Raw genomic sequence first — 19291 nt, forward strand, 5'->3', positions numbered from 1 at the left:
GGTGTTGACCTTCGACGACCTGTGTCACGCACCCCTGGACAAGATGAAGGCCGCGGCCGACAGCTGGTTTGAGATGAGGCGCAAGCTGGACGTGCTCGCGGAGGACGCCCGCCGGACGATGGCCGCGAAGGCTAAGGCGGACGCCTGGCACGGCGTGAACGCCGAGGTGACCAAGCCCTTCATCGACAAGACCGCCAAGGAGTTCGAGGACGCGGCGAAGGCGGCCGACGGGATCCACAAGGTGCTCCAGGACGGCTACCGGACCTTCAGGAAGGCGAAGGCCGACCTGACGAGGATCGTCGAGGCGGAGGCGCCCCATCAGGGGCTCGTGGTGAAGAGCGACGGGGTCGTCGAGGCGAGGTACTCGGTGGCCAGGGACGCCGTCGCGCGGCCCGACCCGGAATCCCCCGCGTTCGACCTCAAGCAGCGTGAGGCGATCGCGGCGCTGCAGCGGCGCATCGACGCGATCGTCGAGAACTGCGACGACGCCGACGTGGCCTGCGCGACCGCGCTGCGGGCCAACATCACCGGCGACCAGCACAACTTCAGTGCCCCGAAGTACGGCAGCCTGGACGCGGAGGAGGCGCGGCGCGCGCTGGACCTGGCCGGGAAGGGCCGGGACCTCACCCACGCGGAGCTCGTACGGCTCAACGAGCTCCTCGCCGACAACCAGGGCTCGAAGGACTTCTCCAGGGCGTTCTACGACGGGCTCGGCGCCAAGGGGGCGCTGGAGTTCTTCGGCCGGCTGTCCACCGACACGTACGAGTACCCGGCCGTCGACAAGCAGCGCCTGGCGGACGTCCAGGCCCTGCAGCGCAACCTGGGCCTCAACCTCGCCACGGCGACGCAGGGCGGCGACGCGTGGACCGAACACTGGTCCACCGAGATGCGGAGGCTCGGTACCGAGCGCATTCCGCTCGCCAAGTACGACAGCAGCCCGGCGTTCGGCTACCAGCTGCTCGGCGGCATCATGCGGTACGGCGACTACGACCCGAAGTTCCTCGTCCCGATCGCCGAACACGTCACGCAACTCCACGCGAAGGACCCGTACTTCTTCGCCAACAGCAGGCCGACGATGGGCGGCTGGCTGGATAACCAGTACAACCCGTCGAGGGTCAACGGGGCCGGGTTCGATCCGATGATTCCGGTGCTGGAGGCGTTGGGGCACAGTCCGGAGGCGGCGAAGGAGTTCTTCTCCGGGAAGCCGACGTCGTACGAGCTGGACGGCAGTGCCGGCGGCACGCTCGACCTGGGCAAGAACAAGAGTGGCGAGGGTATCGACAACTACCTCGACTTCTTCGCCAACGAGAAGTACGAGTTCTTCGCCGACACCGCCGGTCACGACCCCGAAGACGTGAAGAAGGCAGCGGATTACATGCCGGACGCGCTCGGGCACGCCTTGGAAGCCGCGACGCTCGGACACGCGTGGGACGACCCCCACCCCGAGCTCAGGCGGGATGCGGCATCGGCCGAGATCATGGCGAACGTCGTCACGAAGTACGGGGGCGACGCCGAACTGCTCAAGAAGTACCAGTCCTCCATGGCGGACAGCCTCGGCAACATGGGCGCCGGCTATATCGACGATCTCAACTGGGCCTTGAGGAAGAACGATCCGACCAGTGTCTACGCGCCGGGTCTCCAAGGTAAGAGTCCAGAAGAAGCCGCGGCCATCATGAAGCTCCATCCGCAGTTCGGGGTAGAAGGCGCGACGAGGTTCCTGACCACCTTGGGCCAGCACCCGGACGCTTACGCCACGATGACGATGGCGGAGCGTGTCTACACCACTAGCGTGTTGGAGGCTCAGGTCGGTACCGATGGTCAGGTGGACGCAGGCGGTGCCCGAGAAGCCGTCCGCACTGGAGCCTTGTTCCAAGGGCAGCTGGACCAGTCTCGTGCGATGCAGATTGAGGCCGAGGGCATGAAGCTCCACGAGGACTACGAGAAGGCTCAGGAGAAGAAGGCCGCCTGGGTGGAGTTCGGCACGACGGCCGCCATTGCGGCGGGTGTCGCGTTCCTACCGGCCACCGCAGCCGCCGCAGGTGCCGCCGCGATCCTCGTGCCGCTTGCCGTCGACACGGGTTCGGGCGCCATGGAGCAGCTGGCAGGTCAGGTTGTCGGGGACTGGTCCGAGAAGTCCGTCGAGGAGCACAAAGACTCGACCGAGGACAAGATCCACGAGGACAGGAGGGCTGTCTACCTTGCCGGCCGATATAGCGCTGAATCCCCGATGGAGCATTTCGTCAAGGCGCACCGCTCTCATGTGAGCGGCGAACTCAAGCAGACTCTGATCGACTCCGTGATCATTGGCTACAGGGACGGCAACCTTTTCGTGGGGCAGGTCGGCAGCGCCCCGGAAGCAGGATGAGGAGTGACGGAGAACGGGGATCGTCATGCACGGATTGATCAAGTTCGTTGTTTTCGGGCTGGCAGCTGGACTTCTCGTAAGCGCCTGCAGTGGCGAGGCCACGGAGCGACAGCGTGTCTCCGCCGCCGACCAGTGTGACGGCGCACTTTCGTCCGACGCGGCCCATGCCCTGGAAATGGTGCTCCGGACCAAGAAATTCGACCACGATCCGGTGGGTGGACTGGATCGAAGTGTGGAGCAGTTGACCGCAGACTATGCGAAGCGGGAGCGATTGACGACGCATCCCCCTATGTGCCGTGCGTCAGCGCCAGGCAGTGTGGACCGGGTTGACATCGACTTCGGCCTTTACCGGGAAAGAGACCTCTTCGGAGACGTGCACCCTTATGGCCTTCACGCGTACGACATGGGCCTAGAAGCTCAGTCCGGACCGCAGAAGGCGTATCTCTTCGTCAGGTGTGCCAGCCCCCGCCTCGACGGGTCCCAAGAGCGCGCCGCCCGGATTCGGGGAGTGCTGAGATTCAGTAATGCCGAGCTACCCGACACCCCCGCCATCCGCGAAGCCAACCTCACCGTGCTCCACTCCGTCACCCTCGCCGTCGTCAAGAAGCTCCGCTGCGAGAACAGCGCCGGGCTCTCCGACAAGCCTGTCTTCAAGCCGAAGTAGAAGGAGCCGGTTCGCGACCGGGATCGCTCGGGCCGTCCTCCTCCCGGTCGAATTCCTCCGTGCAGCCGGCAGTCACGTCCCGAGTGAAGCAGGCGATGTAGTGCTCCGGGGAGCCGTGGAAGGAGAACACCATGTCCTGGCAGTCCACGCCGTCGAAGGTGACCTCGGCGAACGTTCCGGACAGGGACCAGGAGCCATGCTGCCGGGCGGAGATTCCGGAGCAGTAGAGGGTGCCGACGTTCGACTTGTCCAAGTCCTTGCCCGTGAACGTGCCGTCGGCTTTGAACTCGACCGTCGCCTCGCTCCCGTACGACGACCACACGCCCGTCAGCCCCTCGTCGTCGACCGCGACCGGGTAGACGGAGCAGGAGGTCAGCAGCAAGGCCGCCGCACATCCCCACGCGGCCCCCGTGAATGCACGTCGTATCCGCTGATGCTGTTCGGCAGCCATGCGGTCCTGCCTCTCGTGTCTCGCACATGCTCGGTGGCGACGCCTCAAGGAAGCGGCAGGCCTCATCTTGAACGTGTTCAAGTGTTGGTGTCAATCGGCCCGGGGCGCTTCCGCGACCGCGGGGCCCGGCGCCTGGCCGTGAAGGTCGGCGTGGAGGGGCTGTTGGTGGTGGGGGGGGTGGGGGGCGCCGGCCCAGGAAAAAAGGGCGGCACCCCTCGCGGGGTGCCGCCCTTTCGTTCGCCTGCTCAGAGGCGCTGGAGACCGTGGCGGGAATTGAACCCACGTAACTCGCTTTGCAGGCGAGCCCCTCAACCACTCGGGCACACGGTCGCGGTGGTGACAAGAAAGACGTTAGGCGGAGGTCCCGCGGGGCCTCAACGGTTTCGGGCGGGCCGCAACACGACTGCCATGCCGCGTTCACAGTGCCCTTCGGTCGTACGACCATCGGGCCGGTACGGATACGTCTCCGGACAGGGGCCAAAACCGGATACGGCCCTTACTCTGGGGCGTATGAGCGCCCTCGACCCCCGCGACACCGACGTCGCACCGAACCCCGCCGCCGCACCGCCCGTCCCGGTCGGCGGCGGATCCGTGCTCGACCGGGCCCATCGGGCGCTCAGCATCGGCATCGTCTCCGTCGTCCTCGTCGTCGCCTTCGAGGCGACCGCCGTCGGCACCGCCATGCCCGTCGCCGCCCGCGAGCTCGACGGCGTCTCCGTCTACGCCTTCGCCTTCTCCGCCTACTTCACCACCAGCCTCTTCGGCATGGTCCTCTCCGGGCAGTGGTCCGACCGCAGCGGCCCGCTCGGGCCGCTCGCCGGTGGCATGAGCTGTTTCGCCGCCGGACTCGTGCTCTCCGGCACGGCGGCGGACATGTGGCTGTTCATCCTCGGCCGGGCCGTCCAGGGGCTCGGCGGCGGCCTCGTGATCGTCTCGCTGTACGTGGTGATCAGCCGCGCCTACGAGGAGCACCTCCGCCCCGCGATGATGGCGGCCTTCGCCGCCGGCTGGGTCGTGCCCTCCGTCGTCGGCCCCCTCGCCTCCGGCACGATCACCGAGCACCTCGGGTGGCGGTGGGTCTTCCTCAGCATCCCCGTCCTCGTCGTGTTCCCGCTGGCCCTCGCCCTGCCCGCGATCCGCCGCACCGCCTCCGGGCCCGCCGGCGCCGGCGCCCCCGTGGCGCCCTGGGACCGGCGGCGGATCCGGCTGGCCCTCGGCATCTCGCTCGGCGCCGGCCTGCTCCAGTACGCCGGGCAGGAACTGCGCTGGCTCTCCGTCCTGCCGGCGCTCGCCGGCGTCGCGCTGCTCGTCCCCGCCGTACGGGGGCTGCTGCCGCGCGGGACGTACCGCGCGGCGCGCGGCCTGCCCTCCGTCGTGCTGCTGCGCGGGATCGCCGCCGGGTCCTTCATCGCGGCCGAGTCCTTCGTGCCGCTCATGCTGGTCACCCAGCGCGGTCTCAGCCCCACCCTCGCCGGGCTCTCCCTCGCCGTCGGCGGCGCCACCTGGGCACTCGGCTCCTGGGTCCAGTCCCGGCCGCGCACCGAGCCGTACCGCGAGCGGCTCGTCGTCGGCGGCATGGTCCTCGTGGCCGCCGCCATCGCGACCGCCCCCAGCGTCCTGATCACCGCCGTGCCGGTGTGGATCGTGGCGGTGGCCTGGGGCTTCGGCTGCTTCGGCATGGGCATGGTGATCGCCTCCACCAGCGTGCTGCTGCTCAAGCTGTCCCCGCCGGAGGAGGCGGGCGCGAACTCCGCCGCCCTCCAGATCTCGGACGGCCTGTCCAACGTCCTGCTCCTCGCCGCCGGCGGCGCCGCCTTCGCCGCCCTCGGCGGGGGAGCGGTCGGACATGCCGTCTCGGCCGACCCCACGACCGGCTCCCACCCCGCCGCCTTCGCCGCCGTCTTCCTCCCCATGGCGGCGGTCGCGGTGGTGGGCGCCTGGGTGGCCACCCGGCTGGGAGCGCCGGGCCAAGGGCAGCGACAGGACTAGGGCGGTAAGGGGCCAGGTCCCCCCTCCCACCGGTCAGGGGCTCGCGCCCCGTCCGCCCCCGTCACACGGAGTCGTGCGGCGTCCCCGCCGCGTCGCGGTGCACCCCCGTCGAAATCGCTCGCCTCCCCCTCCCCGGCCCCACTACCGTCCCCCCATGTCCCGAAGCCACCTCACCGTCACCCTCACCCACGCCCTCCCCCACCCCGCAGCCGCCGCCCTCGCGGATCTCGCCGACGCCCGGGGCGTCGGTGTCGACGAGCTCGTCGGGGAGGCCGTGCGCCGTTTCGTGGACGCCGAGGCGGCCCCCGTACGGCGCGAGGCGACGCGGCTCGCGCTGCGTCACCAGGAGCTGCTGAGGAGGCTCGGGGAATGAGCGGGAGCCGGTTCCTGACCGTGGCCGAGGTCGAGGAGATCGCGCGGATCGCGTTCACCGGGGACGACGACCCCGAGCTGCGCGCGCCCGGGCTGCTCGAGTCGGCCGTGCACCGGCCGCGGGCGCGCATGTTCGGGGAGAGCGCGTATCGGGACGTCCACGAACAGGCCGCCGTGCTGCTGCACGCGATCGCCTCGAACCATCCCTTCGTCGACGGCAACAAGCGGGCCGCCTGGCTGTCCGCCGCCGTCTTCCTCGGCGTCAACGGGGTCGATCTCGCCGACGTCGACCACGAGCGCGCATACGACCTGGTCGTCGCCGTCGCCGCCGGTGAGCTCGCGGACATTCCGGACATCGCCGGGCGGCTGCGGGAGCTGTGAGGACTGTCTCAAGGAGGGGCGGCGCGGGCTCGTTCCTACGGGGTCGAGCCGGTCGCACCGGTAAGGTGGCCCGGTTGTCATATCTGGACGAGCGTCGAACCGGAGATCGTGACTACCACCGCCACCTCCTCTCATCACCTCTCTCCCGCCTTCCCCGGCCGGGCCCCCTGGGGCACCGCCAACAAGCTGCGCGCCTGGCAGCAGGGCGCGATGGAGAAGTACATCCAGGAGCAGCCTCGTGACTTCCTCGCGGTCGCCACGCCGGGCGCCGGCAAGACCACCTTCGCGCTGACCCTCGCGTCCTGGCTGCTGCACCACCACGTGGTGCAGCAGGTCACGGTCGTCGCCCCCACCGAGCACCTCAAGAAGCAGTGGGCGGCGGCCGCGGCGCGGATAGGGATCAAGCTGGACCCCGACTACAGCGCGGGGCCGCTCAGCAAGGAGTACGACGGGATCGCCATCACGTACGCCGGTGTCGGCGTGCGGCCCATGCTCCACCGCAACCGCAGTGAACAGCGCAAGACCCTCGTCATCCTCGACGAGATCCACCACGCCGGAGACTCCAAGTCGTGGGGCGAGGCCTGCCTGGAGGCCTTCGAGCCCGCGACCCGCCGGCTGGCCCTGACCGGTACGCCGTTCCGGTCCGACACCAATCCCATCCCCTTCGTCACGTACGAGGAGGGCAACGACGGGATCCGGCGGTCCTCCGCCGACTACACCTACGGCTACGGGAACGCGCTCGGCGACGGCGTCGTCCGGCCGGTCATCTTCCTCTCCTACAGCGGCAACATGCGCTGGCGCACCAAGGCCGGTGACGAGATCGCCGCGCGGCTCGGAGAGCCGATGACCAAGGACGCGGTCTCCCAGGCCTGGCGCACCGCCCTCGACCCGCGCGGCGACTGGATGCCCAACGTCCTTCGGGCCGCCGACCAGCGCCTCACCGAGGTCCGCAAGTCCATCCCGGACGCCGGCGGGCTGGTCATCGCCTCCGACCAGGACTCCGCGCGCGCGTACGCGAAGCTCATCCGTGAGATCACCGGCACGAAGGCCACCGTCGTCCTCTCCGACGACGCCGGCGCCTCCGGCCGCATCGACGAGTTCAGCGACAGCACCGACCGCTGGATGGTCGCGGTGCGCATGGTGTCCGAGGGCGTCGACGTGCCACGGCTCGCCGTGGGCGTGTACGCGACGACGATCTCGACCCCGCTCTTCTTCGCCCAGGCCGTCGGCCGTTTCGTGCGATCCCGCAGGCGCGGCGAGACCGCGTCCGTGTTCCTTCCCACCATCCCCAGCCTGCTCGGTTTCGCCAGCGAGATGGAGGTCGAGCGCGACCACGTCCTCGACCGGCCCAAGAAGGAGGGCGAGGAGGACCCGTACGCCGAGTCCGAGAAGGAGATGGCGGAGGCGGAGAAGCAGCAGGACGAGGACACGGGCGAGCAGGACATGCTGCCCTTCGAGGCGCTGGAGTCCGACGCCGTCTTCGACCGGGTGCTCTACAACGCCGCCGAGTTCGGCATGCAGGCCCACCCCGGCAGCGAGGAGGAGCAGGACTACCTCGGCATCCCCGGGCTCCTCGAACCGGACCAGGTCCAGCTCCTCCTCCAGAAGCGGCAGGCCCGGCAGATCGCGCACAGCCGCAAGAAGCCGGACACCGAGGCCGACCTGCTGGAGCTTCCCGCGGAACGGCGGCCCGTCGTTTCCCACAAGGAGCTGCTCGAGCTGAGGAAACAGCTCAACACGATGGTCGGTGCGTACGTTCACCAGAGCGGCAAGCCGCACGGCGTGATCCACACCGAGCTGCGCCGCGTCTGCGGCGGGCCGCCGAGCGCCGAGGCGACCGCCGGCCAGATCCGCGAGCGGATCAAGAAGGTCCAGGAGTGGGCCACCCGGATGCGGTGACCACGGGGGCGGGGTCGCGGCGAGCTCGCGGAGCCCCGCAGACCGCGGCAGCCCGTGAACGAGGCCCGTACGCAGGCGGCGTACGGGCCTCGGTCGTCCCGCGCGGACGGGACGTGGCGGCGAGGACCGGCCCCCACGGTCGGGCCTCGCGCCCCTCCACGCTACGGTTCCGGCCGGGCCCGTCTTGTCAGCCAAAGTCCCCCGTTCGGCCGACTTAGGTCCCGAACCGCCCGTATCCGGTCGCACGCGCCCGGATTCTGGACGAGGTCTTCCGCTGAGCGGAGAGGCTCGCTACTGTCCCGCCTCAAGCAAACGCCCCGTGGCAGCGCCGCCGCGGAGCGCAGCCGGTGTACCCCGTCCTGCCGGCGGCCTCTGACGTGCGTCGCCGATGGGACCGGTGCCGCAGCTTTCGTACGAGTCCGCTGTCACTCACTCCGAAGGAGAGGGCGTCGTGACCGCGGAGACCTCCCAGACGCTCGACCGGGGACTTCGAGTCCTCAAACTGCTCGCCGACACCGACCACGGCCTGACCGTCACCGAGTTGTCCAACCGACTCGGTGTGAACCGGACCGTCGTCTACCGACTGCTCGCCACGCTCGAACAGCACGCCCTCGTACGCCGTGACCTCGGCGGCCGCGCCAGGGTCGGGCTCGGCGTGCTGCGCCTCGGCCGCCAGGTCCACCCCCTGGTGCGGGAGGCCGCGCTGCCCGCGCTGCGCTCGCTCGCCGAGGACATAGGGGCGACCGCGCACCTGACCCTCGTGGACGGCGCGGAGGCCCTCGCCGTCGCCGTCGTCGAACCGACCTGGACCGACTACCACGTCGCCTACCGGGCCGGCTTCCGCCACCCGCTGGACCGCGGGGCGGCCGGCCGCGCCATCCTCGCCGCCCGGTTGGGCGAGCTCACCGAACCCGGCTTCACGCTCACCCACGGGGAGCTGGAGGCGGGCGCCAGCGGAGCCGCCGCGCCGCTGGTCGGCGTGACCGGCATAGAGGGCAGCGTCGGCGTCGTCATGCTCGCCGACGCCGTGCCGGAGCGCGTCGGCCCCCGCGTCGTCGACGCGGCCCGGGAGGTCGCCGACGCGCTGCGCTGAGGCGCGCGCCTCGCGCGAACCGACCGGGTCACGCGAGGCCCCCGAGCACCCCACCGTGCCTGAGGCACCGACGCGCATGAGGTGCGTGAGGTACCTGAGGGGCTGACGCGCTCCTGGGGCGCCTGATGTGCCTCGGGGCACTGCGGGCCCTGGAGCGCTCCCGGATCGGTACCTGAGGCGCCCCAGGGCACCTCAGGGGGCGGGGGCGTGCGGGCGCCTCGAGGGCCGCGGGGGTGCGCAGGCACCTCACGGGTGCCGCGGGTGTGCAGGCACCTCCGGGGCATTCGCCGACTACGCGGCGCTCGTACCCCAGCTCCGTACCCCAGCTCCGTACCCCAGCCCCAGGCCGCCGGGCTCGTCACGGGCGCCACGCGGGCCGCGCTGGTCGGCACGGGCGAGCCGGCCCGGACGACGGCGACGGTCCGCCGGCACCTGGGCGCCTTCTTCGGCCACCACCCGGCCTAGGGGGCCCGGACAGCCCTTGGCTGGGGCCTCGCCGATCACGCCGGGCTCGGGGCTCCCCCCGGCTTCGGCCGGAGGTGCCTGGGTCGGCGGCGTCCCCGGCCTTCACCGGGGGTGCCCGAACTCGCGGCTCCTCCCGAGGCTTCGCCGGGAGGTCCCCGGGCTCGCGGCTCCGCCCGAGGCTTCGCCGGGAGGTCCCCGGGCTCGCGGCTCCTCCCGAGGCTTCGCCGGGAGGTCCCCGGGCTCGCGGCTCCTCCCGAGGCCGCTTCGCCGGGAGGTCCCCGAACTCGCGGCTCCTCCCGAGGCTTCGCCGGGAGGTCCCCGGGCTCGCGGCTCCGCCCGGGCTCCGCCCCGGCCTCGCCCCGAGGTCCCGGCGAAGCCCTTGCTCGTGGCGCGCCGCGCGCGAGCTCGGCTGCGGGCCGGTTCGAAAGACAGGATCCGGGCGGTGCCCCGGCGGCGGCCCAGTAGATTTGGGGCGTGCTCTCCCGTCTCGCTGGTCTCCCGCGCAACCGTGCCCTCGCGCTCTGCGCCCTGCCCGTCGTCGCGCTGCTCGCCGTCGCCGGGCTCGCGCCGCTGCCGTTCTCGATCGCACAGCCCGGCTCGACCGCCGACGTGCTCGGCAAGGACCAGGGGCGTGAGGTGATCACCATCTCGGGCGCCCCGGTCCGCGCGACCGAAGGGCAGCTGCGGATGACGACGATCCTGGCGACCGGTCCGTCGGAGTCGATCGACCTCGGCGAGGTGGCCGACGCCTGGTTCCGCACGGACCGGGCGGTTCTGCCGAAGTCCTCGGTCTATCCGCCGGGCAAATCCGACAAGGAGATCGAGCAGCACAACCTCGGTCAGATGAAGGAGTCGCAGGACGCGGCGACCCTGGCCGCCCTCGGCTATCTGAAGCTGGACCCGAAGAAGGTCAAGGTCCAGCTGCATCTCGCCGACGTCGGCGGACCCAGCGCGGGACTGCTGTTCTCCCTCGGCATCGTGGACAAGATCGACGGGGACGGCGACGGCGGCGAGCTCACCGGCGGCCGGACCGTCGCCGGCACGGGCACGATCGAGCCGGACGGCACGGTCGGCGCCGTCGGCGGGGTCTCCCTCAAGACGCAGGCCGCCGCCCGGGACGGGGCGACCGTCTTCCTGGTGCCGAAGGACGAGTGCTCCCAGGCCGAGGCGGAGCGGCCGAAGGGGCTCCGCCTGGTCCCGGTGACCCGGCTCAGCGACGCGGTGTCGGCTCTGCGGGCCCTGGAGCAGGGGCAGGAGTCGAAGGTTCCGAGCTGCTGACGGCCGGGCTGCCGCCGGCCGCCTCGGCGCGGGCCTCCATCTCCTTCCAGGAGGGGAAGACGAACGGGGCGAGGGTGGCGAGGAAGAAGATTCCGGCGCAGATCATCAACGTCACGGTGAGCCCCGCCCGTTCCACCAGGAGGCCCGCCGCGAGCCCGCCCAGTGGAGTGGTCAGCAGCACGCCGGCGGTACTGGCGCCGCCGACACGGGTGCGCAGCTCGTCGGGGACGATCTCGTAGAAGACGGTGGCGAGGATCGGGTTGAGCACCCCGGCCCCGAGCCCGCCCACGGCCATCGCCACGAGCAGCGGCGGGGTCGTGTCCGTGAACGCGGCGACCAGGTACGGCGGGGTGCCGACGAGCAGGAAGCCGATCGCGAACACCGGGCGGCGCGGGAAGCGGTGGCCGAAGGCCCCGTAGAGCAGCGCGCCGGTGAGGGCGCAGCCGCCGAACACGGCGACGAGCAGGCCGAGCGCGGCCGAACCGCCCAGGCTCTCGCGGGCATGGACCGGCAGGAGCACCGAGTTCCAGCTCTGCCCCAGGCCGTTCGTGATCATCACCATGAGGTTGATGCCCAGCAGCAGCCTGGTGCGCAGCATGAAGGAGTACCCCTCGCGCAGGTCGGCCCGGTAGGCGGCCGGCGACAGCGGCGGCGCCCCGCGCAGCGGCTCGGCGGACGGTATGCCCCGCAGGCCCGCGAGGACGAGCAGCGCGGAGACGCCGAACGTGGCGGCGTCGACGTACAGCACGGTGTCGGCGCCGATCAGCGCCACCAGGATGCCGGCGACCGCGGCGCCCGTCATGCGGGCCCCGCGCGACACGGCGTCGTAGAGGCTGGCGGCGCGGGCGAGCGGGGTGTCGGCGCGCCGGGCGAGGTCGGGGATGAGGACGTGCCGCGCGGTCTCGCCGGGCGCGTGGAAGAGACCGGTGAGCGCCATCAGGGCGCACAGCATCCAGAACCGCAGCACACCGGCCTGGTTGAGGAGGGGGATCGAGGCGAGCGCCAGGGCGCAGACGAGGTCGGAGGCGACGGAGATCCGGCGGCGGCCGATCCGGTCGATGACCGGGCCGCCGACGATGGCGGACACGACGACCGGCACGGCGGCGCAGAAGGCGACGAGGCCGGCCTTGCCGGGGCTTCCGGTGGTCTCCAGCGCGAACCACGGGACGCCGATGAGGGTGAGTGAATTACCGCTGATGGAGATGGCGTTGGCGGCCAGCACGGTGGCCAGTGGTGTGCGGGAGCGCACGGTGGATCCCCCCGGATGCGTTCGGTGCGGTCGGCTGGTCAGGCGGCGGCGGATATCGCGGCGCGAGCGGCGGCGGGCCGCGGGACGGCGAGCCGGAGACCGAACTCGACCAGCTTCCAGCCGAGTTGGACCCGAACGGGGGTGGCGGGGGCGGCGCCGGCCGCCGCGTCCTGGAGTTCGGCGGCGGTCAGGTGGTGCAGCGTGAGGTGGATGTCGGGGTGCATGGGCGGGGCCTTTCCGGTCGGGAGCGGTCAGTTCGAGCCGTGCTGGGGGAAGGCGTGCAGGTGCATCCGGACGCGCTGGGTGTCTTCGGCGTCCTGGTCGGCCGGGCCGCTGTACTCGTCGATGAGCTGGTGGATCCGCTCGTTGAGCTCGCGCTGCCGCTCGGCCGTGAGGTGCAGGGTGAAGTCGCTTATGTCGGAGGCGCCGCTCCACGTGTCCGGGAACTGGTGCCGGGTGCCCAGGTAGGTGTTGAGCTCCTGGGTGTGGATGTTGGCGATCTCGTGGAGGAAGACCTCGACGGCGCCCTGGACCTCCGGGTCCGGGTTCGTGACCAGAGCCTCGTCGAAGGCCGTGCCCCCCTCGGCCGCCTTCCACCACCGCTCCCGCCCCTTGCCCCGCTCCGGGGCGTCCTCGACGAAGCCGTGGGTGGCGAGCTGCCGCAGGTGGTAGCTCGTGGCACCGCTGGACTCGCCCAGTCGCTCGGCCAGCCGGGAGGCGGTGGCGGGGCCGTGCTGCCGCAGGGCGCGCAGGAGCTGGATGCGCAGGGGATGGGCGAGCCCGCGCAGGGAGCGGGGGTCGAGCACCCGCGGCGCGGGCTTCGCCTCGGGGCCGGGACCGGACTCGGCGGCCGGACCGGACTCGGTGGCGGCACCGGACTCGGTGGCGGCACCGGACTCGGCGGCGACACCGGACTCGGCCGTGGGTCCGGGGCTGCGGGTGGAGGCGGGGGCGGATTCGGGGGTGGGCTTCTCGGGCATGACTCCACACTAGAGTTGCAAAGAAGTCTCTGCAAGGGTTTTTTGCAGAGACTTCTTTGCAACTCTCGGTCGACCCCGTCGCGACCTCCGACGGGCCTGGTCAGCCCTCCGCCGCCGCCTGCTCCACCAGCGGGATGATCCGCAGCGGGACCGGGTTCTCCATGACGATCGCCGTGGACGCCCGCACGATCCCCTCGAAGCCGACGACCCGGTCGATCACCCGCTGGAGATCGGCGTTCGAGCGGGCCACGAGCCGGCACAGCATGTCCCCGTGGCCGGTCGTCGTGTGCAGCTCCAGGACCTCCGGCACGGTCGCCAGGTGCCCCCGCACGTCGGCGCCCTGCCCCTGCTTGATCTCCAGGGTCGCGAAGGCCGTCACCGGGTAGCCGAGGGCGGCGGGGTCCACCTGGGGGCCGAAGCCGCGGACGACCCCGTTCGACTGCAGCCGGTCGAGCCGCGCCTGGACCGTGCCGCGCGCCACCCCGAGCCGGCGCGAGGCCTCCAGCACCCCGATCCGCGGCTCCTCCGCGAGGAGCACGATCAGCCGTCCGTCCAAATGATCGATCGCCATCGTGGCCTCTCAATGGTCATCATGTACAAGTCGCACGCTCATACTGGCCGGTCGCTGAGCAGATTGACCAGTCGAACAAGAAACTATTGCGCAGCTTGCCGGACGGCGGGACTCTGCTGCCATGACTGAGACCATTGACCACACCCCGAGCACCGCGCGTGAGGCCGATCCCTTCCCGGTGAAGGGAATGGACGCGGTCGTCTTCGCCGTCGGCAACGCCAAGCAGGCCGCGCACTACTACTCCACGGCCTTCGGCATGAAGCTCGTCGCCTACTCCGGACCGGAGAACGGCAGCCGCGAGACCGCCAACTACGTCCTCACCAACGGCTCCGCCCGTTTCGTGTTCACCTCCGTCATCAAGGCCACCAGCGACTGGGGCCGCTTCATCGACGAGCACGTCGCCGCGCACGGTGACGGCGTCATCGACCTGGCGATCGAGGTGCCGGACGCGCGCGCCGCCTACGCCCACGCCGTCGAGCAGGGCGCCACCGGCCTCGTCGAGCCGTACGAGCTCAAGGACGAGAACGGCACCGTCGTCCTCGCCGCCATCGCCACGTACGGCAAGACCCGCCACACCCTCGTCGACCGCTCCGGCTACGACGGCCCCTACCTGCCCGGTTACGTCGCCGCCAAGCCGATCGTCGAGCCGCCGGCCAAGCGCACGTTCCAGGCCATCGACCACTGCGTCGGCAACGTCGAGCTCGGCAAGATGAACGAGTGGGTCGCCTTCTACAACAACGTCATGGGCTTCACGAACATGAAGGAGTTCGTGGGCGACGACATCGCGACCGAGTACTCGGCCCTGATGTCGAAGGTCGTCGCCGACGGCACCAAGAAGGTCAAGTTCCCGATCAACGAGCCGGCGATCGCGAAGAAGAAGTCGCAGATCGACGAGTACCTGGAGTTCTACGGCGGCCCCGGTGTCCAGCACATCGCGCTCGCCACGAACGACATCGTCGCCACCGTGCGCGCGATGCGGGCCGCCGGCGTCGAGTTCCTGTCCGTCCCGGACGCGTACTACGACACGCTCGGCGAGTGGGTCGGCGACACCCGCGTGCCGATCGACGAGCTGCGTGAGCTGAAGATCCTCGCCGACCGCGACGAGGACGGCTACCTGCTGCAGATCTTCACCAAGCCGGTCCAGGACCGCCCGACCGTCTTCTTCGAGATGATCGAGCGGCACGGCTCGATGGGCTTCGGCAAGGGCAACTTCAAGGCCCTGTTCGAGGCGATCGAGCGCGAGCAGGAGAAGCGCGGCAACCTCTAGCCGCTGCTCCCTTTGAACGGAGGGGCCCGGCCCGGGTGGACACCCCGGGGCCGGGCCCCTTCCACGCCCCGGGCGGGTACGGGGGGCTCGCCCGGGGCGGTATCCGTGGTGCGGCGGGGTGCCGTGGTGCCGTGGTGCCGGGGGCGTCGGGGTGGTCGGCCAGGTGCCGGGGTGTCGGTGGCGCGGCCGCCGGGTCGGTGCGGCGCCGTGGTGGGTGGCGTTCACGCGTGGGGAGCCTGGGCCCGGCAAGGGGCGACGTCCCGTGTGCCCACCCGTCCCGCCCCAGCGGGACGACTGCCCACACGGAGGGGGCGGCAGCCCGGGCGCCTGCCCGCTGCTGAGTGGGGCGGGGTCCGCGGCGAGACGGGGCGTGCGTGCCACGGAGCGGGGCGATCGCCCACACGGAAGGGGCGGGGGCCCGGGCGGGCCCGCAGCAGAGTGGGGCGGGGGCGGGGGTCCGCGGCGCGACGGTGCGCGCTGTCGCTCCGCGCGGCGCGACGGCGTGCGCGCCACGGAGCGGGGGCGGGGGGCCGCGGCGCGACGGTGCGCGCTGTCGCTCACGCTGCGACGGCGTGCGCGCCACGGAGCGGGGCGGGGGCGCGCGGTGGGCGTGGCAGGTCGTGCGGCGATGCCGGGCCTGCGGCGCAGCGGGGCAGGTGTGCGGCTAGCGCTGCTCTTCCGGGTGGGGTTCCTGGGGTGTGTCGGGAGCGGTGTCGGGGGTCTTCGCGGCTCCGGGGGTGTCCGGGGTCGTGTCCCGGGTCGTCGGTGTGGCCTGGTGGGCGTCCGGCGGGAGGTCGTTCGGTGGGGGGCCGAGGGTGGTGACGGCCTGCTTCGCGCGGGGGGCGAGGAGGGGGGAGAAGGCCGGGTTGACCCGCAGGGCCTCCGCGAGGTGGCGGCGGGCCGGGCCGAGGTCCTCCAGGGCCCGCTCGATCTCCCCGCGGTGGTACGCGAAGAGCGCGCTGCGCAGCCCCTCGTCGGTGGCCCTTCTGGCGTAGCCGAGGGCTTCCCTGGGCTCGCCCGAGCGGTACAGCGCCCAGCCCAGCGCGTCCGCGACCTGCACCGAACGGTGCCCCCGCGCCCACTCCGCCCGCAACCGCCGCACCGCCTCCGCCGGTTCGCCGTGGTCCGCCTCGAACAGGCCGAGCACCACCTCCGCGCGCACCCACGAGCCGGTCCTCAGGCGCTCGTACAGCGTCCTCGCGTCCCCGTCCATGCCGAGCGACTCGGCCAGCTCGGCCGCCTCCAGGACGTACTCCGGGAGCGGCAGCACCCGCAGCGCCGCCTGCCAGTCGCGCACCGCCTCCCGCGGCCGACCGAGGGCCGCGAGCGCCCGCGCCCGGCCCGCGAGCGACGGGCCGTGCTCCCGTACGAGACCCAGCGCCGTGCCGTACTGCGCCAGGGCCTCCGCCGGCTCGCCCCGCTCCCACTCCAGGTCCCCCAGCCGGGCCAGGGCCGCCGCCTTGTCCGCGGGCGTCTCGGCGAGCGCCACCGCGTCCCGGGCCGCCGCGTCCGCGTCCTCGCGCCAGCCGCGGTTCCGGAACAGCTGCGCCGAGCGCGCGGCGACCGCCGCCCCGGAACGCAGCTCGGTGAGGGCTTCCGTCGCCTTCCCGGCCGCCTTGTAGTCGCCCAGACCGTTGTACGCGTCGATGAGCACCGGATACGCCGACCAGCGCTTCGGGTTCGCCGTGCGCACCCGCTCGCCCCACTCCTTCGCGGACTTCCAGTCGCCGCGGGCGTTCGCCAGGGCGGCCAGGCCCAGCTGCGCGTCCAGGTTGCCCCGGGCGGCCGGCCGCACCGCGAGGGAGCGTTTCAGGGCGCTCTCCGCGCGCGGGAAGTCCGCCGCGTCCGCGCGCCGCAGCCCGCGCTCCGTGTAGGCCGCGCCCAGCTCGGCCCATGACGCCTCGTCACCGGGATGGGCCCGCAGCCACTTCTCCCGGTCGCCGATCAGCGCGACCAGATCCGGCAGCGCCGCCTGCGCCCCCGCGTTCGCCGCGGTCGCCGCCCGTTCGGCGGGCCCCGGCACCGCCGCCGGCGTCCGGCCGACCAGCTCGGGCACGTACAGCAGCGCCGTCGCCGCGAGCACCGCGGCCACCCCGCCGGCGAGGACCGTCCTCGACACGTTCTCGGTCTTCATGGCGCTCACTGTGCGCCCGGCCGCCGCTGTACGAAGAGCACACGAGCACCGGGTCCGGCGGGTTCACACCGATGGCCCCGGGTGCCACGCTGGACGCATGGACGATCTTCAGCGGAACGACCTCGTGGCGCGGCTGCGCGCCGGGCTCCCCGACGACGCGGTCCTCGCCGACCCGGACGTCACCGTCTCCTACGCCCATGACATGGCGAGCTTCTGCACGGCCGGCACCCCCGCGGCCGTCGTGCTCCCGCGCACCGTCGAGCAGGTCCAGCACGTCATGCGCACCGCGACCGAGCTGCGCGTCCCGGTCGTCCCGCAGGGGGCCCGCACCGGGCTGTCCGGTGCCGCGAACGCCTCCGACGGCTGCATCGTCCTGTCCCTGGTCAAGATGGACCGCATCCTGGAGATCAACCCGGTCGACCGGATCGCCGTGGTCGAACCGGGCGTGGTCAACGCCGTCCTCTCCCGTGCCGTCGCCGAACACGGGCTCTACTACCCGCCGGACCCCTCCAGCTGGGAGCAGTGCACCATCGGCGGCAACATCGGCACCGCGTCCGGGGGCCTGTGCTGCGTGAAGTACGGGGTCACCGCCGAGTACGTGCTGGGACTGGACGTCGTCCTCGCCGACGGCCGTCTGCTGCGGACCGGCCGGCGCACCGCCAAGGGCGTCGCCGGATACGACCTCACCCGGCTCTTCGTCGGCTCCGAGGGCAGCCTCGGCATCGTTGTCGGGGCGGTCCTCGCGCTCCGGCCGCAGCCACCGGCGCAGCTCGCGCTCGCCGCCGAGTTCCCCTCGGCGGAGGCGGCCTGCGCGGCCGTCTGCGCGATCATGGAGCGCGGCCATACGCCGTCGCTGCTCGAGCTGATGGACGGCACCACCGTCCGGGCCGTCAACCAGCTCGCCCACATGGGGCTGCCCGACACCACCGAGGCACTGCTGCTGTGCGCCTTCGACACTCCGGACCCGGCCGCCGATCTGGCCGCGGTGGGGGAGCTGTGCCGGGCCGCGGGCGCCACCGAGGTCGTACCGGCGGACTCCGTCGCCGAGTCCGACCTGCTGCTCCAGGCGCGTCGGCTGTCGCTCACCGCCCTGGAGACGATCAAGACGGCCACGATGATCGACGACGTGTGCGTGCCGCGCACCCGGCTCGCCGCGATGCTCACCGGCACGACGGCGATCGCCGAGAAGTACGGGCTGACCATCGGCGTCTGCGCGCACGCCGGCGACGGCAACACGCATCCCGTCGTGTGCTTCGACCACGCCGACGAGGACGAGTCGCGGCGGGCGCGGGAGTCGTTCGACGAGATCATGGCGCTCGGCCTGGAGCTCGGCGGCACGATCACCGGTGAGCACGGGGTGGGCGTGCTGAAGAAGGAGTGGCTGGCGAGGGAGTTGGGGCCGGTGGGGGTGGAGCTGCAGCGCGGGATCAAGAAGACCTTCGACCCGCTGGGCCTGCTGAACCCGGGCAAGTTGTTCTGAGGCCACCGGCGCGGGCGCGGGCGCCGGTGTGGGTGCGAGTGGGGGCGCGGACGGGGCGCGAGCGGGCGCGCGGGCGCGAACAGCAGCGCGGGCGTGGGCGGGAACGTGGCCCGTGCCCGGCTCACGCCTCGCCGTCCGTGGACTCGTCCGACGGCCACGGGTCGCTCAGCCACAGGTCGTCGGCCGCCACCGTGGTGGCGAGCAGTTCGGCGAGACCGTCGTCGATGCCGAGCTGCTCGGACTCGGTGCCCGGCGGAACCGCGCGCAGGGTCCGCTCCAGCCAGGCCGAGACCTGCGCCGACGGCGCCTCCAGGAGCGCGTCTCCGTCGGGCGACGACAGGGCCATCAGGATCACGTTCTGGCCGTCCGCCTTCGTCGGCCAGACCCGCACGTCGCCGTGGCCGCAGGGCCGGAAGACGCCCTCCACGAGGAGTTCGCGGGCGAAGGTCCAGTTGACGGGGTGTTCGGAGCCGACGTGGAAGGTGATGTGGACGGCGTACGGGTCGTCCACGCGGTAGGCGAGACGGGCCGGGACCGGGATCGAGCGCTCCGGGGAGAGGACGAGCTTCAGCTCGAGCTCGCGCTCCACGACGTTGTTGTCGGTGTTCTGCATGGCGTGCTGCCTCTCTCTCGGTGAGACCCGCGGCGGGCCT

The 19291-nt window shown here is 72.0% G+C and carries 18 protein-coding genes and 1 tRNA gene; 11 read left to right on the forward strand and 8 right to left on the reverse strand.

All coding sequences use genetic code 11. From position 1 onward, the window contains the following. Window position 1: 1 nt before the first annotated feature. Entirely contained in the window at window positions 2-2365 is a 2364-nt protein-coding gene (locus tag ACIGXE_RS00350; protein WP_399740719.1) for a hypothetical protein, read from the forward strand. Window positions 2366-2390: 25 nt separating this feature from the next. Beyond that, window positions 2391-3029, forward strand: coding sequence for a hypothetical protein (locus ACIGXE_RS00355; protein WP_399740721.1), 639 nt, complete (start codon window positions 2391-2393; stop codon window positions 3027-3029). On the opposite strand, the gene ACIGXE_RS00360 is transcribed toward ACIGXE_RS00355, so the two are convergent. Then, complete coding sequence (locus ACIGXE_RS00360) at window positions 3016-3411, reverse strand: hypothetical protein (RefSeq protein ID WP_399740723.1); 396 nt, start codon at window positions 3409-3411, stop codon at window positions 3016-3018. The two genes, ACIGXE_RS00355 and ACIGXE_RS00360, sit on opposite strands and share 14 nt — an antisense overlap. 324 nt (window positions 3412-3735) lie before the next feature. After that, window positions 3736-3810, reverse strand: a tRNA-Cys gene (locus ACIGXE_RS00365). Window positions 3811-3990: 180 nt separating this feature from the next. On the opposite strand from ACIGXE_RS00365, the gene ACIGXE_RS00370 reads away from it, so the two are divergent. The 7 genes from ACIGXE_RS00370 to ACIGXE_RS00400 all read left to right on the forward strand — a co-directional run bounded on the left by ACIGXE_RS00370 (window position 3991) and on the right by ACIGXE_RS00400 (window position 10957). Beyond that, window positions 3991-5469, forward strand: coding sequence for an MFS transporter (locus ACIGXE_RS00370; RefSeq protein WP_399740726.1), 1479 nt, complete (start codon window positions 3991-3993; stop codon window positions 5467-5469). A gap of 154 nt (window positions 5470-5623) precedes the next feature. Further along, the gene (locus tag ACIGXE_RS00375; RefSeq protein ID WP_399740729.1) at window positions 5624-5842 is read left to right on the forward strand and encodes a hypothetical protein; all 219 of its coding nucleotides are present in this window, start codon (window positions 5624-5626) and stop codon (window positions 5840-5842) included. Further along, on the forward strand, window positions 5839-6222 hold the full coding sequence (locus ACIGXE_RS00380; protein ID WP_399740732.1) for a type II toxin-antitoxin system death-on-curing family toxin: 384 nt from the start codon (window positions 5839-5841) through the stop codon (window positions 6220-6222). The genes ACIGXE_RS00375 and ACIGXE_RS00380 overlap by 4 nt, the downstream gene beginning before the upstream one ends. Window positions 6223-6327: 105 nt before the next feature. After that, complete coding sequence (locus ACIGXE_RS00385) at window positions 6328-8121, forward strand: DEAD/DEAH box helicase (protein ID WP_399743657.1); 1794 nt, start codon at window positions 6328-6330, stop codon at window positions 8119-8121. Window positions 8122-8572: 451 nt separating this feature from the next. Next, window positions 8573-9214, forward strand: coding sequence for a helix-turn-helix domain-containing protein (locus tag ACIGXE_RS00390; RefSeq protein ID WP_365339541.1), 642 nt, complete (start codon window positions 8573-8575; stop codon window positions 9212-9214). 261 nt (window positions 9215-9475) lie between these two features. Beyond that, window positions 9476-9679, forward strand: a complete 204-nt coding sequence (locus ACIGXE_RS00395; protein ID WP_399740735.1) for a hypothetical protein — start codon at window positions 9476-9478, stop codon at window positions 9677-9679. 474 nt (window positions 9680-10153) lie between these two features. Then, a complete protein-coding gene (locus ACIGXE_RS00400) occupies window positions 10154-10957 on the forward strand; it encodes a S16 family serine protease (protein ID WP_399740737.1) in 804 nt (267 codons plus the stop codon). Here the strand turns inward: ACIGXE_RS00400 and ACIGXE_RS00405 are convergent. The 4 genes from ACIGXE_RS00405 to ACIGXE_RS00420 form a co-directional block, all read right to left on the reverse strand. Continuing rightward, window positions 10890-12206: an MFS transporter gene (locus ACIGXE_RS00405; RefSeq protein ID WP_399740740.1), complete on the reverse strand. Its 1317-nt coding sequence runs from the start codon at window positions 12204-12206 to the stop codon at window positions 10890-10892. The genes ACIGXE_RS00400 and ACIGXE_RS00405 overlap by 68 nt on opposite strands. Window positions 12207-12244: 38 nt before the next feature. Continuing rightward, window positions 12245-12430 carry a hypothetical protein gene (locus tag ACIGXE_RS00410; RefSeq protein WP_399740743.1) on the reverse strand — a complete coding sequence of 62 codons (186 nt, stop codon included), beginning with the start codon at window positions 12428-12430 and terminating at the stop codon, window positions 12245-12247. Between the two features lie 27 nt (window positions 12431-12457). Further along, a complete protein-coding gene (locus tag ACIGXE_RS00415; RefSeq protein ID WP_399740746.1) occupies window positions 12458-13186 on the reverse strand; it encodes a helix-turn-helix domain-containing protein in 729 nt (242 codons plus the stop codon). Between the two features lie 100 nt (window positions 13187-13286). Beyond that, on the reverse strand, window positions 13287-13757 hold the full coding sequence (locus ACIGXE_RS00420; protein ID WP_399740749.1) for an Lrp/AsnC family transcriptional regulator: 471 nt from the start codon (window positions 13755-13757) through the stop codon (window positions 13287-13289). A gap of 121 nt (window positions 13758-13878) precedes the next feature. Between ACIGXE_RS00420 and hppD the strand changes: the two genes are divergently transcribed. Continuing rightward, window positions 13879-15024 carry a 4-hydroxyphenylpyruvate dioxygenase gene (gene hppD, locus ACIGXE_RS00425; protein WP_399740751.1) on the forward strand — a complete coding sequence of 382 codons (1146 nt, stop codon included), beginning with the start codon at window positions 13879-13881 and terminating at the stop codon, window positions 15022-15024. A gap of 664 nt (window positions 15025-15688) precedes the next feature. On the opposite strand, the gene ACIGXE_RS00430 is transcribed toward hppD, so the two are convergent. Continuing rightward, on the reverse strand, window positions 15689-17158 hold the full coding sequence (locus tag ACIGXE_RS00430) for a hypothetical protein (RefSeq protein ID WP_399740754.1): 1470 nt from the start codon (window positions 17156-17158) through the stop codon (window positions 15689-15691). A 97-nt stretch (window positions 17159-17255) separates the two neighbouring features. Between ACIGXE_RS00430 and ACIGXE_RS00435 the strand changes: the two genes are divergently transcribed. Then, entirely contained in the window at window positions 17256-18638 is a 1383-nt protein-coding gene (locus ACIGXE_RS00435) for an FAD-binding oxidoreductase (RefSeq protein ID WP_399740757.1), read from the forward strand. A 121-nt stretch (window positions 18639-18759) separates the two neighbouring features. On the opposite strand, the gene ACIGXE_RS00440 is transcribed toward ACIGXE_RS00435, so the two are convergent. Further along, window positions 18760-19251, reverse strand: coding sequence for an SsgA family sporulation/cell division regulator (locus tag ACIGXE_RS00440; RefSeq protein ID WP_399740760.1), 492 nt, complete (start codon window positions 19249-19251; stop codon window positions 18760-18762). Window positions 19252-19291 lie beyond the last annotated feature (40 nt).

Origin of the sequence: Streptomyces sp. NPDC053431 (genome assembly GCF_044544925.1) — a bacterium.
Lineage (GTDB): Bacteria > Actinomycetota > Actinomycetes > Streptomycetales > Streptomycetaceae > Streptomyces.